The organism is Streptomyces sp. TS71-3 (assembly GCF_018327685.1).
Classification (GTDB): domain Bacteria; phylum Actinomycetota; class Actinomycetes; order Streptomycetales; family Streptomycetaceae; genus Streptomyces.
Genome location: NZ_BNEL01000003.1, coordinates 2515947 through 2530765 on the forward strand (window position 1 = coordinate 2515947; position 14819 = coordinate 2530765).

The window sequence follows — 14819 nt, forward strand, 5'->3', positions numbered from 1 at the left end:
CATCACCCGGCCGATGATCCATCGCGCAAGTCCGCGCATTATTTCTGCGCGTTTCTCGCTCGTCATTGTGCACACGTCGGCACGGGAGTCATAGTGCCGACCATGACCAAGGTTGCGTTCATCGGCGCCGGCAGTGTCGAGTTCACCCGGAATGTCGTCAGCGATCTGTGCTCCTATCCGGAGCTGCAGGGGCAGCTCGAACTGTCCCTGCACGACATCGACGCCGACCGGCTGGCCCACGCCGAGGCGTTGGTGCGCCGGATCGACGAGGAGACCGGAGCGGGTGCCCGGGTCTCGTCGAGCGTCGACCGGCGCACGGCCGTCGAGGGTGCCGACTACGTCATCAACGAGATCCAGGTCGGCGGGTACCAGGCGACCCGCGCGGACTTCGACATCCCCGAGCGCTACGGCGTCCACCAGACCATCTCGGACACCATCGGCATCGGCGGTGTCTTCCGGGGGCTGCGCACGATCCCGGTCCTGATCGGGATCGGCGCGGACCTCGCCGAGGTCGCGCCGGACTCCTACCTGCTGAACTACAGCAACCCCATGGCGATGCTGCCGTGGGCCGTGCATGCCGGCTCGCCCTTCCACCGGGTCGTCGGCATGTGCCACTCGGTGCGCGACACGCACAAGACGCTCGCGGAACTCGTGGGCCTGCCCGTCGAGGAGATCGACTTCGTCACCGCGGGCTTCAACCACCAGGCGTTCGTGCTGCGCTTCGAGCACCAGGGCCGGGACCTGTATCCGGCGCTGCGCGCCGCCATCGACGCCGATCCCGAGCTCCAGCGCCGCGTCCGCGTCGAGATCTTCCGGCGCTTCGGCTACTTTCCCACCGAGTCCAGCGAGCACAGCGCCGAGTACGTGCCGTGGTTCATGCACCATCCCGGCGAGGTCGAGCACTTCCGGGTGCCGATCGGCGAGTACCTGCGCCGCTCGGAGCGGAACATCGACGAGTTCGCGGCGACCCAGCAAGCACTGAAGGGTGGCGGGCCGCTGCCCGTCGACGCCACCTCGGAGCTCGCCTCGGAGTTCATCCACGCCCACCAGACCGGCCGGGCACGGGAGATCTACCTCAACGTCCGCAACGACGGCCTGATCAGCAACCTGCCCGACGAGTGCTGCGTCGAGGTGCCCACCCTCGTGGACGCAAGCGGACCGCACCCGAGGCCGGTCGGCGCCCTGCCCCCGCAACTCGCCGCGCTGAACCGCACGTTCCTGAACGTCGTGGAGCTCACCGTGCGCGCCGTCCTCGACGGCAACCGCGATCACGTCTACCAGGCGGCCCTGCTCGACCCCAACACCGCGAGCGTGCTCACCACCCGCCAGACGGTGCAGATGTGCGACGAGCTCTTCGCCGCCCACGGGGACCTGATCCCGGAGGCGCTGCGCAAGGCCTGAGGGCGGCCTGCGACGGGCTTTACGCCAGGTCGAGCAGCCCACCCATGTCAGGGAGTAATCACTCGGTGACAGGGAGTGGACGATCTCGGGCCCGTCCGTTCGCCGGCATCGGCTCGCCCGTTCATGAGTGGCGCCGCGGGGGAGCGGATCGCTCTCGTGCCGGCGCGGTCCGCAGTGGACGGGACCCGGGAGCGGGGAAACGTTAGTATCTTAAGGGGTGAATAGGTGCATATAGCGCAGCGGGGTGTGCGTAAGGCAGGTGAGGGCGTGCGCGGGAGCGAGGACGGCGCCGCAGCGGCGGAGGCGGCGGCGCGCCTCGACCGGATGCTGGAGCGCGTCACGCACGACCTCGGCGCCCACATCGGGCTCACGTACCTGCCGGTCCCCGAGCGCCAGGTGCTCCAGATGGCCGCGGTGGTCGGCGCCCCCAGAAGGCTGGCCTGGCCCTGGCGGCGCCTGGCCCTCGCGGCGCCCGCGCCCGTGCAGGAGGCCGTCCGCACGCGGCGCCCCGTGTGGCTTGCGGACCAGCAGGAACTGGCCCGCCGCTTTCCCCGCGCCGCGCTCGCCTTCCCCTACGCCGTCGCCCATTACGCTGCCCCTCTGGTGGCGGGCGGGGTCTGCTGGGGTGCCTTGAACCTGCTCTGGCCGGGCAGCCGCCCGGAGGGGCTGTCCGGCGCAGAGCGGGCGCGACTCGACGAGGCCGCCGGCCGGATGGCCGAGGTGCTGAGGGATGCCGCCGCCGGGGGCCGGCCGATAGCCCCGAGGGACGAGCCACTGGTCATGGAGCCGTCCTCGGCCGGCCGGGTCGAGCCCGCCGCCGCTCTCGCCGAGCGCTTCCCCGAGGGCTCCGCCTCGCTGGACCTGGCCGGGCGGATGACCTTCGTCACCGACAGCGCCGCCCGGCTGCTCGGCTGCGACCGCGCGGAGCTGCTGGACGCCGAGCTGTGGGACGCGCTGCCCTGGCTGGACGACCCGGCCTACGAGAACGCCTTCGTTGCCGCCCTCTTCAGCCGCCGGCCCACCGGGTTCGCCGCCCGCCGGCCGGACGGCTCCTGGCTGTCGTTCATGTTCTATCCGGACGCCACCGGCATCAGCGTGCGCATCAGGCCCGGCACCGCTCGCGACGGCGAGCAGGAGCCGGCCGAGGAGGGCCTGCCGACCAGGCCCGCCCGCGCGGGCACCCTCTTCCAGCTCCTGCACCTGGGCTCCGCGCTCACGGAAGCCGCGGGCGTCAGCGAGGTGGCCGACTCGCTCATGGGGCAGATACGGCCTGTCGTCGACGCGCAGGGACTGGCCCTGGTGGTCGCCGAGGAGGGCCGGATGCGGCTGGTGGCGGCCCGCGGCTTCCCGTCGGAGCTGCGGGAGTACTTCGACGACGTGCCCCTGGCGACCCCTACCGAAGGCATCCGGACCATCGAGACCGGCATCCCGGCCTTCCACGCCACCAACGACGAGCTGTTGCGCGGCTACCCCCGGCACCGGCGGTACTACGAGGCCATGACCGCGTTCGCCTTCCTGCCCCTGGCGGTCCCCAGCGGAACGTTCGGATGCCTGGTGCTGGGATACGACAAACCGCGGTCCTTCCCCGCGGACGAGCGCGCGGAACTCACCTCGCTGGCCGGGGTGATCGCGCAGGCGCTGGACCGCGCCCGGCTGTACGACGCCAACGCGCAGGTCGCGCGGGGCCTCCAGGACGGGCTCCTGCCTCGCCACCTGCCGCGGCCGCCCGGGTTGGAGGTCGCCGCCCGCTACCGCCCCGCCACGCACGCCCTGGAGGTGGGCGGCGACTTCTACGACCTGATCGACTTCGGCGCCGGCGGCGCGGCCGCGGTGATCGGCGACGTACAGGGGCACAGCGTCCAGGCCGCCGCCCTGATGGGCCAGATCCGCACCGCCATGCACAGCTACGCCCGGATGGGTGCGCCGCCCGAGGACGTCCTCGCGCGCACCAACCAGCTCCTCATGGAACTGGACATCGACCTGTTCTGCAGCTGCCTCTACGCGTGCATCGACGTGCCCGGGCGGCGCGTCATGCTCGCCTCGGCCGGGCACCCTCCGCCGATCCTCCGGCACGCCGACCGCCGCACCGAGGTGCTCGACCCGCCGCCGGGGCTGCTGCTCGGCATCGACGCGGACACCCGCTACGAGACGGCCGAGGTGCCGCTGGCCCCGGGTGCGCTGCTCGCCCTCTACACCGACGGCCTGGTGGAGCGGCGCGGCACGGACCTGGGCTTCGCCGTCGACGACCTCGCGGAACGGCTCGCCGCGGCGGAGGGGGATTCGCTCGACGCGCTCGCCGACATGATCGTCGAACGCGCCCAGGAGACCGCGGCCCCGCGGAGCAACGACGACATCGCCCTGCTGCTGGTGGCGTGCGGCGAGGCGAGCGGGCGCACCGGGCGCACCGGGCGCACCGGCGGCGGCCGGCCGGGGCGGACCGGGGGCGGCCGCGGGGCCGGCGGCTGAGCCTGCGGGGGCTCCCTCGACGCCGACGCCGACGCCAGCGCCAACCTCGACGCCGGCGCACGCCGACGTCGAGGTCCACCGCCTGCTCACCGACGAGAACGGCGCGCGCCTCGAACCAGCCCCGAGCTGCCTGGTGGCGAACCGTCAGCGATCTTCTACTTAACCTTGACGCACGTGTTATGTGATGTAGAAGATTGATGAGTGGAGTCACGCCCAGCGCGAGGAGGCGCTCGTCATGGTGGCCGCAAGCAAGCCGGACCTCGTCGGCGCCGCCGGCGAAGCACCCGCCACCGGATCCGACGGCCTGCCCCCGGACTCTCCGGTGGTCTCGTTCGACCGGAGCCCCGACGCGTACCGCCACTGGAAGCTCCGCATCGACGCACCGGTCGCCTGGCTGGAGATGGACGTCGACGAGCAGGGCGGCCTGGTGCCCGGCTACGAGCTGAAGCTCAACTCCTACGACCTGGGCGTGGACATCGAGCTGCACGACGCGCTGCAGCGGCTGCGGTTCGAGCACCCCGAGGTGCAGTCGGTCGTGCTGACCGGCGCCAAGGAGAAGGTGTTCTGCGCGGGCGCCAACATCCGGATGCTCGCGGGCTCGCCACACCACTGGAAGGTCAACTTCTGCAAGTTCACCAACGAGACCCGCAACAGCATGGAGGACGCGACCGACCACTCGGGGATGACCTTCATCGCCGCGGTCAACGGCACCTGTGCGGGCGGCGGTTACGAGCTCGCGCTGGCCTGTGACCGGATCCTGCTGATCGACGACAACTCCTCCGGCGTCGCCCTGCCCGAGGTGCCGCTCCTCGGCGTGCTGCCCGGCACCGGCGGGCTGACGCGCGTCACCGACAAGCGCCGCGTACGCAAGGACCTGGCGGACGTCTTCGCCACCCGCAGCGACGGCGTCCGGGGCAAGACGGCGGTGGAGTGGCGGCTGGTCGACGAGCTCGTGCCACGCCGCGTCTTCCGCGAGGTCGCCGGCCAGCGCGCCGTGGAGGCGGCCCAGGGCAGCAGCCGGCCGGGACCCGGCGCGAGAGGCATCGAGCTGACGCCGCTGCACCGCGAGGTCACCGAGGACGGCATCACCTACCGCCACGTCCGCGCGGAGTTCGACCGCCGCCTGTCCCTCGCCACCATCACCGTGCGGGGCCCCGCGACGGAGCCCCCGGCGGACACCGGCGCGCTCCACGCCCAGGGCGCGGGCAACTGGCTGCTCGCGGTCACCCGCGAGCTGGACGACCTGATCCTGCGGCTGCGTACGAACGAGACGGAACTGGGCACCTGGGTGCTGCGCACGGAAGGCAACCTGGAAGCCGTCCTGGCCCACGAGAAGGCCGTGCTCGCGGCCGCGGCCGGCGGCGACTGGCTCGGCAACGAGATCCTGCACTACTACAAGCGGACCGTGAAGCGGCTGGACGTGACCAGCCGCAGCCTCGTCGCGCTGATCGAGCCGGGCAGTTGCTTCGCCGGCCTCCTGCTGGAACTGGCGCTGGCCTGCGACCGCCAGTACATGCTGGACGGGCCGCCCCTCGACGACCCCGACAGCCGCCACCGCGCGCACCTCGTCCTGTCGCGGGCGAACTTCGGCGCGTTCCCCATGGGCAACGGCCTGTCGCGCCTCCAGTCGCGCTTCTACCGGGAGGACGACCACATCGAAGCGCTGCGCCGCGAGGTGGACCGGCCCCTGAGCGCGGGCGAGGCGCGCGAGTTCGGCCTGGTCACCGACGCGCCCGACGACATCGACTGGGAGGACGAGGTCCGCCTCGTACTGGAGAGCCGATCCGCTCTCAGCCCCGACGCGCTGACCGGCATGGAGGCGAACCACCGGTTCGTCGGCCCGGAGACCATGGAGACCAAGATCTTCGGCAGGCTCGCCGCCTGGCAGAACTGGATCTTCATCCGCCCGAGCGCCTCGGGCCCCGAAGGCGCGCTGCGCCGCTACGGCACCGGCCAGAAGGCAGTCCACGACCGGAAGCGAGTGTGAGCCTCGTGAGCACGAAGATCGACTACGAGTCCAAGATCCCCAACAACGTCGACCTGTCGTCCGACCGCAGGCTCCAGCGCGCGCTGGAGGGCTGGCAGCCGAAGTTCCTCAACTGGTGGGGCGAGATGGGCCCCAAGGTGGAGAACCACGGGGTCTACCTGCGCACGGCCGTCGCCGTCGGCCGGGAGGGGTGGGCGCACTTCGACCACGTCAACGTGCCCGACTACCGGTGGGGCATCTTCCTGACGGAGCACGACCCCGACCGCCGGATCGCCTTCGGCGAGCACATGGGCGAGCCCGTCTGGCAGCAGGTGCCCGGCGAGTACCGGGCCGATCTGCAGCGGCTGATCGTCGTCCAGGGCGACACCGAGCCCGCTTCCGTCGAGCAGCAACGCCTGCTCGGGCTGACCGCGCCGAGCCTGTACGACCTGCGCAACCTCTTCCAGGTCAACGTGGAGGAGGGGCGGCACCTGTGGGCGATGGTCTACCTCCTGCACGCCTACTTCGGCAGGGAGGGCCGCGAGGAGGCCGAGGGGCTCCTCTACCGCAACTCCGGCAGCCCGGACTCGCCGCGCATCCTCGGTGCGTTCAACGAGGAGACGGCCGACTGGCTGGCGTTCTACATGTTCACGTACTTCACCGACCGGGACGGCAAGTACCAGCTCGGCACGTTGAAGGAGAGCGCCTTCGACCCGCTCTCGCGCACCTGCGAGTTCATGCTGAAGGAGGAGGCCCACCACATGTTCGTCGGCACCACCGGCGTCGACCGCGTGGTGGCCCGCAGCGCGCAGCTGATCGACGAGCACGACACCCTGGACATCGCCGCGTGCGGCGGCATCCCGCTCGACGTCATCCAGAAGTACATCAACTTCCACTACACGGTCTCCCTGGACCTGTTCGGCAGCGAGACGTCGACCAACGCGGCGAACTACTACACCGCCGGGCTCAAGGGCCGCTGGCAGGAGGGGCGCCGCAAGGACGACCACCGGCTCACCGGGGACGGCCTGTTCATGGAGAAGCCGACCGAGCACGGCACCTGGGAACTGGAGGAGATCCCCGCGCTCCTCGGCCTCAACCTGGACCTCCGCGGGGAGTACATCTCCGACTGCTCCAACGGCGTGACCCGCTGGAACCGGATCCTCCAGGACCACGGCATCGACTTCCGCTTCGAACTGCCCCACCCGGGCTTCAACCGGCGCGTCGGCCTGGCCTCGGGGCAGCACATCACCCCGGACGGGACCATCGTCGACGAGCAGACCTGGGAAGCGAGCCGCCGCCACTGGCTGCCCACGGCCGAGGACCTGGCCTTCGTGCGCTCGCTCATGCAGCCGGTCTACGAGCGCGGGAAGATAGCCGGGTGGATCGCGCCACCGGGCCACGGCATCAACGGCCACCCGTTCGACTACGAGTACGTTCGCCTCGTGTGAGGTGAGGGCCATGACCGACGTGTTCAACGCGACGGACTACCTGGTCGACCGGCACCTGCGGGAGGGGAACGGCGCCCGCACGGCCGTCGTCGCACCCGGCCGGACGCTGACCTACGCGCAACTCGCCACCGACATACGGCGGGTGGCGGGCGGGCTGCTGGAGCTCGGTGTGCGCCCGGAGGAGCGGGTGCTGATGTGCATGACGGACGACATCGAGCTGTTCACCGGCATCCTCGCCACCCTCTACCTCGGCGCGGTCGCCGTGCCCTCCTCGACCATGCTGACCGGCCCCGAACTGCACAAGCTGGTCACCGACTCCCGCTGCCGCGTGGTGCTCGCCTCCGCGGAGTTCGCGCCGATGGTGGGCGCCGCCGTCGAGGCCGCTCCCGAGGTCAGGCACACGGTGGTGACCGGCGACGACGCCGGACAGCTGCCGTGCAGCGGCCGCACCTGGCGCCAGTTGCTGCAAGCCGGCGACCGCGCGGACCCGGTCCCGTACGTCACCTGGCCGGACTCGCCCGCCCTGTGGCTGTACACCTCCGGCACGACGGGCACGCCCAAGGCGGCGATGCACCGGCACCGCGACATCAGGACCGTCGCCGAGGACTACGCACTGCAAGTGCTGCGCATCGGCCCGGAGGACCGCTGCCTGTCCGTCGCCAAGCTCTTCTTCGCCTACGGCATCGGCAACTCGATGTTCTTCCCCCTGGCCGCTGGCGCGGCGGCGCTGCTGGAGCCCTCGCGGCCCTCCCCGGCCGTGTTCGCCAAGCGGGTGGCCGGCGACGGGGCGACGCTGTTCTTCGGCACGCCCAGCTTCTGGGGGCCGCTGCTCGCCAGTGACGGCATCCCCGACGACACCTTCGCCTCGGTGCGCCAAGGTGTCTCCGCGGGCGAGCCGCTGCCCCCGCGCATGTACCACGGCATGCGGGAGCGCTTCGGGGTCGAGGTCCTGGACGGCATCGGTTCCACCGAGATGCTGCACATCTACATCTCCAACCGCCCCGGCGGATCCCGCCCCAGCTGCTCCGGCGTGCCCGTACCCGGCTACGAGGTCGAGCTGCGCGACGAGACGGGCGCACCGATCGACGAGAGGGGCACGCCGGGCGAGCTCTACGTCCGCGGGGACTCCGCGGCCATCGGCTACTGGTGCCGGGCGGAGACCAGCCGCCGGGTGTTCCTCGGCGACTGGGTACGCACCGGGGACACCTACGTCCGCAACGAGGACGGCACCTACACCTACCTGGGCCGCACGAACGACCTCCTGAAGGCGGGCGGCATCTGGGTCTCGCCGGTCGAGGTCGAGGAGCGGCTGCAGGCCCATCCGGACGTGGCCGAGGCCGCCGTGATCGGTGTGCCGGACGCCGACGGCCTCGACAGGGCCATCGCCTACGTGGTGCTCAGGCCCGGCAGGAGGTTCGAGCCGGACGGCCTGATCGCCTGGTGCCGCGAGGGGCTCGCCGCCTTCAAGCGCCCCCGTGCCATCGTCGAGTTGGCCGAACTTCCCCGCACGGCCACCGGCAAGGTCCGCCGCACCGTCCTCCGCGAGAGTGCGCGGAGCGGGAGCCCGGCCGATCCACCGGCGCCGCCCGTGACGGTCGAGCGTCCAGTGAAGGAGCCGCAGTGATCGACGGCGAGACCGTGGTCGACGCCCACGTCCACGCCCCGCGACTGTCCACCCTCAAGCACGGCTGGCTGGACTGGGCGGACGCCTTCTCCGGGGCCCACCCCTGGCGGAGCGCCTACGACGAGCACGGCGATCCCGTACCGGAGCGGCTGGACGCGCTCCTCGACGCCGAGGGCGTCGACCGCGCGCTGCTCTTCTGCGAGTACAGTCCGCGGGCCACCGGCATCCAGCCGATCGAGGACCTCCTGCCCGTCCTCGCCCACAACCCGGTGCGGTTCCGGTTGGTGGCGAACGTCAACCCGCACCTGCACCACCCGCTCCGCTCGGAGGCCGAACGCCAGCTCGACCTGGGCGCGGTGGCGGTCAAACTGCACCCGGTGCACGGCTGCTTCTCGCCCGCCGACAAGGAGCTCTACCCCCTCTACGCACTGTGCGCCGAACGCGGGGTGCCGGTGATCCTGCACTCCGGCACGTCGAGTTTCGCCGGTGCGCGGTCGGCGTTCGGCAACCCGGAACTGCTCATCGACGTCATCGAGGACTTCCCCGACGTGCAGTTCGTCCTCGCGCACGGAGGCCGCGGCTGGTGGTACGACACCGCGGCCTTCCTCGCCCTCAACAAGGCGAACGTATGGATGGACCTGGCCGGTCTGCCGCCGAAGAAGCTCCCCGAGTACTACGGGCGCTTCGGCCTGGCCAGGCTGGCGACGAAGTGGATCTTCGGCACGGACTGGCCGGGCGTGCCGGGCACGGCCCGCAACGTCACCGCGCTCCGCGGCCTCGGCCTGCCCGACGAGACGCTCGCGGGCGTGCTGTCCGGCAACGCCGCCAAGGTCTTCCCCGGCCTCGGGGTGTGAGGAAGGAGCCTCAGCCGATGGCAGGGGCCTGAGCCGACGGCGCGACGGCGCCATCGGCGCGGTGCGGTCCGGCGGTGCGGTCCGTGGGACCGGCTACCTCTTCGCGCCGACCGGTTCGTGACCGTCCTGCAGCTCGTCCCATCGCTGCAGCGCCGCCGGGCGCCACTCGACGTGCTTCTCGTGGAACAGCTCGGCGGCCTTGGAGCCGCTCCAGTTCTCCGGAAGCAGCGCGCGCGGCAGCCGCGGGTCGAGGAAGGGGAAGCGGCGCCACTCGTGGACCAGCCGGGTCTGGGCTCGCAGCACATCGTCGCCGCCCGCCGGGTTGAGGCCGGTGAACTCGTCGATGAACGCCTCGTAGTGCTCTTCCAGCTCGGTGAGGTCCCAGGCGCGGCCCACCATCGCCGCCTCGCTGCCCACGGCACCGTAGGAGGCGGCGAAGGACATCGCCTCGTCGGCGAGGCCGAGTTCCGCCAGGACAGCGCGCGCCTCGGACTCCCGGTTCATGTGCGGCGTGACCCAGACGCCGGATTCGGGCGAGCCGAAGCCCGCCCAGCTCAGCCGGGTGCGCAGCCGGGGCCGCAGATCGCGCTTGGCCTCCGGCACGGACACCAGGACCACCAGCCACCTGCCGTCCCAGGTGTCCTCGTCGGTGCCGAAGCCGTAGATCCGCTGCGCACCCTCGGTGAGCAGCCTCCGCCCGGGCGGTGTGAGCTCCCAGCGCACCTGGCGGCCCATCCGTTCGGAGACGAGCCAGCCTTCGGTGGCCGTGCGCGCGAGTGACTGCCGGGCCGACTTCTCCTCGACGTCGAACATTGCCAGCGCCTCCACCAGGACCGCCGTCCACACCGGGCGGCCCTTCGGCAGGACGAACTCGCCGAGCATGGTCATCAGGAGCGACCGGGCGCTGGTGTGGCTGACCTCCCGGCGCCGGGTGACCACCGGCCGGGCTCCGGACGACGCGCGGCCACCGGCCCCGCTCCGGCCGCTCGCGCGTGGCGCCTTGCCCGCCGTCATGCTCCACTTCCTCCGCACTCGTCCGGGTCGCCGTGGCACGCCCCTGGGACCGATGCCGGCGGACCGGCCACCCGATCGGGACATTTCATTCCACAACAAGGTATCGCATCTTTCAATTAAAGTAGACTGACGGGCCGGGTTGGAGCCGACCAGGAACGCGAGGTGTCCGTCATGCCGGTCTACGCTCTCGGGGACGATGTGCCGCGGATCCACCGCACGGCCTTCGTCCACCCGGACGCCGTGGTGATCGGGCGTGTCTCCATCGGCGAGGAGGCCACCGTCTGGCCGGGCGCGGTGTTGCGCGGGGACCACGGAGGCCACATCGACGTGGGGGACCGCACGTCCATACAGGACGGCACGGTGCTGCACACCACCCGTGACTGGCCGACGGTGATAGGCCCCGAGTGCGTCGTCGGCCACAACGCGCACCTGGAAGGCTGCACGGTGGAACGCCGCTGCCTCATCGGCTCCGGTTCCGTCACCCTCAACCGCGCCACCGTCCGCGAGGGTGCGGTGGTCGGCGCCGCGGCGCTGGTCCCCGAGGACTTCGAGGTGCCGCCCGGGGTGATGGCCCTCGGCGTGCCGGCGAGGCTGCGCGAAGCGAGCATCGACCCGGTCTGGATGGACTACGCCGTGCGCAGCTACGTCGAGGCGGGCGCCCGGTACCGGAGCGAGCTGCGGCGGATCGGTCCCTGACGCCGTCCGGGACCGTTGAAGGCGCTCGGGCCCTTCGCCGTGCCCGGCTCCCGCTCCCGGCCTCCGCGCCTACGGCGACTGCGTGGACGCACCGCCCCTGAGGACGCGGCTGCGGCCCCGGAACTCCGCCACCACCTCGTCACCGCGCACCACCGTGACGTCGTAGATGCCGCTGCGTCCGAACCGGGTCCGCTCCTGGGCGGTGGCCACCAGAACATCGCCCTCGCGGGCCGGTGCCACGAAGTCGATGTCGGCGCCGGCCGCCACCGTCGCGGGCCCGTGGCTGTTGCACGCACAGGCGAAGGCGGTGTCGGCGAAGAGGAAGAGGTAGCCGCCATGGGCGATGCCGTGTCCGTTGACCATGGCACGGGTCACGGTCATGCGGAGCACGGCGGCCCCCGCGCCGTACTCCAGGAGCTCGATCCCCAGCCGGCGGGATGCCTCGTCCGCGGCGAACATCGCCCCGGCCGGACCGCCGGCGCCCCCGGCCGCGTGCGTCACTGAATCCACCGTCCCGTGTCCCGACCGACCATTCGGCTGGCTTTGGGGCCTAGTAATCCAGCATCGTCCATGGCTGTCAAGACACCCACCGGCGTCGCCTACCGAGGCCCGGCCGGCCATGACCGCTGATCCTGGCTGGCGGCACGGTACTCGCTCGGAGTCATGCCCATGGCCGCGCGGAATGCGCGGGTGAGGTCGGACGGCCTCGGGTAGCCCCAGCGCATTCCGATGGCGGAGATGGGGACGCCGCGCTGGGAAGGGTCGGCAAGATCCCGCCGGCAGCGGGCGAGACGCTGTTGCCGGATGGCGTCGCCGACCGTGCTGCCCTGTTGCTGGAAGATGCGGTGCAGATAGCGCGTGGAGATGAAGTGCGCCGCGGCGATGGCGCCCGGTGTGAGACAGGGATCGTGCAGGTGCGTCGCGATGTAGGCGCTGACGCGTTCGAACAGTGCGTACTGTCGTGACTGAGGCGGAAGAAGGCACTGGCGGTCCGTGTAATGGGCCAGCAGGTCCGCTGTGAGACTGACGGCCGTGGTGCCCAGCCGAACGCGGTCCCCGGACGCGAGATCGGAGTGCACGTCGACGAGGCCGGTCAGCATCTGGCCCAGGAGCCGGCCGACGCCTGCCCGCCCGGGAATCGCCGTCGCGCACATGGGTGCCACGACCTTGTCCGGCAGCGGCAGGAGACATCGAGGAAACTGCAGCAGCACCGCCCGGGCTCCCGGAAGGTGCGGGCCCGCGACAGCGGTGAACGGCCGCGAGCTGTCGTACAGGAGCAGCTCGCCGGGACATACGGTTGCGTGGGTCCGGCCCTGCTCGATGCTCTGCTGCCCCGCGAGGGTCAGCGCGACTTGGTACATCTCGGGATCGCTCTGCCGGATCAGCCTGGGCGTGCGCTGAGACTCCAACGGCGTGTAGGACATCACCGTCAGTTGGGCCGGTCCAAGGGCCACGGTCCGGATCCAGGCATTGATCCGGTCAGGGTCGAGGAAGCGTAATCGAGTCGCCATCAGAGCCTGTCGTGTCGTCTCCGTCCATGCCTGCGCCCGGTCGCCGACGGCCAGATGAGAAGTGTCCAACACGGTTGTCACCATGACGTCCCCCCGATTAACGGCACCGATGCGACAGGCGCCCGTCCAGCAGCCCCGATCATCCTTTGTCGGGAGTGGCACCGAAAGTGCGTTGTGCGCCAAGCCGGGTGCGCTCGCCGCTAAAGACCGCACGCCGCCGTGACGGAAAGCTGGGCGCCCTGGTCAGGACGACAGGGCGGGGTGCCGCAGCCGGTGGCTCCCGGTCGGCAGTCGACCCGAGAGGGACCCCATGTCTGAACGCAACCGCCGCAGGTCCACGACGCGCGGTGCCATCCTGTGCGCTGTACTGGCGGTCTGTGTCGGAGCACTTCCAGGCTGCACACGGGCGCCTGACAGGACCTCGTTGGTCGGAACGCCGACCGTCGACTCCCGTCGAGACCTCACCTTCGCCGAACACGCCACTGTGCGGCGTGCGGAAGAGCGGCTCACCAAGGAGTGCATGCGGGCCAAGGGCTTTCCCTACTGGGCCGAACCCGTCCACGACGTCCCGGACCTGCTCAGCCACGGCTACGTGCTCACCGACGTGCACTGGGCCAAGACCTACGGGTACGGAAGGAAGTTGGATGAGCAAGCCCGGAAGGAACGGCTTGCCGACAAGAACGTCGCGTTCGCCAAGAGCCTTCCGAAAAGTGACGTCCTCCGGTACAACGCCGCGCTCTACGGCACCCCCTCCCATGGACTGGTCACCGTCGACCTGCCGACGGGCGGCACCGTCAGGACGACCCAGGACGGCTGTCAGGCGGAGACGACGCGGCGGCTCTACGGCGATCTGCCGACATGGTTCCGCGCCGAGGAGACCGCTACCAACCTCACCGCCCTCTACGCGCCCGCCATCGTCAAGGACCCGCGCCTTCGGAAAGCGCTGAGCGCGTGGTCGGCCTGCATGAGTGCCAAAGGCCACCCCTTCACGGATCCGCCCGAGATCAGACGTGAACGGCCTGCTCTCACTGCCGGCCTGGGCGCCGCGGAGGCTCAGGCCCTTGAGGTGGAACTCGCCGTCGCCGAAGCCACCTGTGCCACCACCACGCCGCTGGAGCGCACCGCGCGTGCGCTGGAGCGCGAGTACCGGGCGAAGAGGCTGGGGCGATACCGCGATGCCATCGCCACCTACCAGCGGATGAGCCATGCCGCGTTGACGCGGGCCACCGCTCTTCTCAACCGGGTCCCCTCGGCCCCCTGACCGCATCTCCGCAGCACTCACCACGGCAATCCCGCCGCTGATTCACCACCACCGAAGAAAGGAAACGACGCAGCATGCGCAAACTCTCAGCCGTCGTGGCCGCTCTGGCTCTGGCCGGGCTAGGCGCCGTCGTCCCTGCCGGGACCGCGCAGGCCTCCACCGCCTGTGACAACGCCTGGGCAGGTGCCACCTCCGGCGACTTCTACGCCTACTCCAATGCCAACTGCAGCGGATTCCTCGGCAAGGCCGCCGGGGACGACTCCAACTGGGGCGACGGTTCCGGCTCCTTCCAGGGCAGCGACACCAACAGCGCCAGTTCGGTCCTCACCCGCGGTACCTCCGGCCTTGCCGTGGCCGTGTACAACGGCACCGGCACCGACTGGGGCGGCGGCTACACCTGCCTCCGCAAGAGCGAGTACTACGCGAGCAACCTCAGCGACAACAAGTTCACCAGCGGGGCCGGCGTCGACAACGCCATCAGCTCACACCGCTGGGCGTCCGAGTCGGCCTGCTACGGCCACTGGCTGACGTGACCTGATCGCCGATGAGGGAGCCCCGGCGCCGGCAACGGCCCGGGG

The 14819-nt window shown here is 71.1% G+C and carries 12 protein-coding genes; 9 read left to right on the forward strand and 3 right to left on the reverse strand.

Annotated features, from left to right (window positions below):
* The first annotated feature begins 102 nt into the window (after nucleotides 1–102).
* From Sm713_RS34755 to Sm713_RS34780, 6 genes are all read left to right on the forward strand, one after another.
* Nucleotides 103–1401: an alpha-glucosidase/alpha-galactosidase gene (locus tag Sm713_RS34755; RefSeq protein WP_212913917.1), complete on the forward strand. Its 1299-nt coding sequence runs from the start codon at nucleotides 103–105 to the stop codon at nucleotides 1399–1401.
* Between the two features lie 267 nt (nucleotides 1402–1668).
* Entirely contained in the window at nucleotides 1669–3867 is a 2199-nt protein-coding gene (locus Sm713_RS34760) for a SpoIIE family protein phosphatase (RefSeq protein WP_212913918.1), read from the forward strand.
* A gap of 235 nt (nucleotides 3868–4102) precedes the next feature.
* Nucleotides 4103–5854, forward strand: a complete 1752-nt coding sequence (boxC, locus tag Sm713_RS34765) for a 2,3-epoxybenzoyl-CoA dihydrolase (protein WP_212913919.1) — start codon at nucleotides 4103–4105, stop codon at nucleotides 5852–5854.
* A gap of 5 nt (nucleotides 5855–5859) precedes the next feature.
* Nucleotides 5860–7281, forward strand: a complete 1422-nt coding sequence (gene boxB / locus Sm713_RS34770) for a benzoyl-CoA 2,3-epoxidase subunit BoxB (protein ID WP_212913920.1) — start codon at nucleotides 5860–5862, stop codon at nucleotides 7279–7281.
* 10 nt (nucleotides 7282–7291) lie between these two features.
* A complete protein-coding gene (locus Sm713_RS34775; RefSeq protein ID WP_212913921.1) occupies nucleotides 7292–8905 on the forward strand; it encodes a benzoate-CoA ligase family protein in 1614 nt (537 codons plus the stop codon).
* Nucleotides 8902–9759 carry an amidohydrolase family protein gene (locus Sm713_RS34780; RefSeq protein ID WP_212913922.1) on the forward strand — a complete coding sequence of 286 codons (858 nt, stop codon included), beginning with the start codon at nucleotides 8902–8904 and terminating at the stop codon, nucleotides 9757–9759. The genes Sm713_RS34775 and Sm713_RS34780 overlap by 4 nt, the downstream gene beginning before the upstream one ends.
* 93 nt (nucleotides 9760–9852) lie before the next feature.
* Here the strand turns inward: Sm713_RS34780 and Sm713_RS34785 are convergent, their stop codons facing one another.
* Entirely contained in the window at nucleotides 9853–10773 is a 921-nt protein-coding gene (locus Sm713_RS34785; protein WP_212913923.1) for a PaaX family transcriptional regulator C-terminal domain-containing protein, read from the reverse strand.
* A 171-nt stretch (nucleotides 10774–10944) separates the two neighbouring features.
* Between Sm713_RS34785 and Sm713_RS34790 the strand changes: the two genes are divergently transcribed.
* Nucleotides 10945–11469 (forward strand): gamma carbonic anhydrase family protein, encoded by a 525-nt coding sequence (locus Sm713_RS34790; protein ID WP_212913924.1) that lies wholly within the window; start codon nucleotides 10945–10947, stop codon nucleotides 11467–11469.
* Between the two features lie 69 nt (nucleotides 11470–11538).
* Here Sm713_RS34790 and paaI read toward each other — a convergent pair whose 3' ends face one another.
* Both paaI and Sm713_RS34800 read right to left on the reverse strand, forming a co-directional pair.
* Entirely contained in the window at nucleotides 11539–11928 is a 390-nt protein-coding gene (gene paaI / locus Sm713_RS34795; protein ID WP_249417106.1) for a hydroxyphenylacetyl-CoA thioesterase PaaI, read from the reverse strand.
* A gap of 140 nt (nucleotides 11929–12068) precedes the next feature.
* Nucleotides 12069–13064, reverse strand: a complete 996-nt coding sequence (locus Sm713_RS34800) for a helix-turn-helix domain-containing protein (RefSeq protein ID WP_212913926.1) — start codon at nucleotides 13062–13064, stop codon at nucleotides 12069–12071.
* 340 nt (nucleotides 13065–13404) lie between these two features.
* Between Sm713_RS34800 and Sm713_RS34805 the strand changes: the two genes are divergently transcribed.
* Both Sm713_RS34805 and Sm713_RS34810 read left to right on the forward strand, forming a co-directional pair.
* Nucleotides 13405–14241 (forward strand): hypothetical protein, encoded by an 837-nt coding sequence (locus Sm713_RS34805; protein ID WP_212913927.1) that lies wholly within the window; start codon nucleotides 13405–13407, stop codon nucleotides 14239–14241.
* A gap of 74 nt (nucleotides 14242–14315) precedes the next feature.
* A complete protein-coding gene (locus Sm713_RS34810) occupies nucleotides 14316–14774 on the forward strand; it encodes a hypothetical protein (RefSeq protein WP_212913928.1) in 459 nt (152 codons plus the stop codon).
* The last annotated feature ends 45 nt before the right edge of the window (nucleotides 14775–14819 follow it).

Coding starts and splice junctions, on each gene's coding strand:
- Sm713_RS34755 (WP_212913917.1), top strand. CDS start 103: ATGACCAAGGTTGCGTTCATCGGCGCCGGCAGTGTCGAGTTCACCCGG.
- boxC (WP_212913919.1), top strand. CDS start 4,103: ATGGTGGCCGCAAGCAAGCCGGACCTCGTCGGCGCCGCCGGCGAAGCA.
- Sm713_RS34775 (WP_212913921.1), top strand. CDS start 7,292: ATGACCGACGTGTTCAACGCGACGGACTACCTGGTCGACCGGCACCTG.
- Sm713_RS34785 (WP_212913923.1), bottom strand. CDS start 10,773: ATGACGGCGGGCAAGGCGCCACGCGCGAGCGGCCGGAGCGGGGCCGGT.
- Sm713_RS34790 (WP_212913924.1), top strand. CDS start 10,945: ATGCCGGTCTACGCTCTCGGGGACGATGTGCCGCGGATCCACCGCACG.
- paaI (WP_249417106.1), bottom strand. CDS start 11,928: ATGTTCGCCGCGGACGAGGCATCCCGCCGGCTGGGGATCGAGCTCCTG.
- Sm713_RS34800 (WP_212913926.1), bottom strand. CDS start 13,064: ATGGTGACAACCGTGTTGGACACTTCTCATCTGGCCGTCGGCGACCGG.
- Sm713_RS34810 (WP_212913928.1), top strand. CDS start 14,316: ATGCGCAAACTCTCAGCCGTCGTGGCCGCTCTGGCTCTGGCCGGGCTA.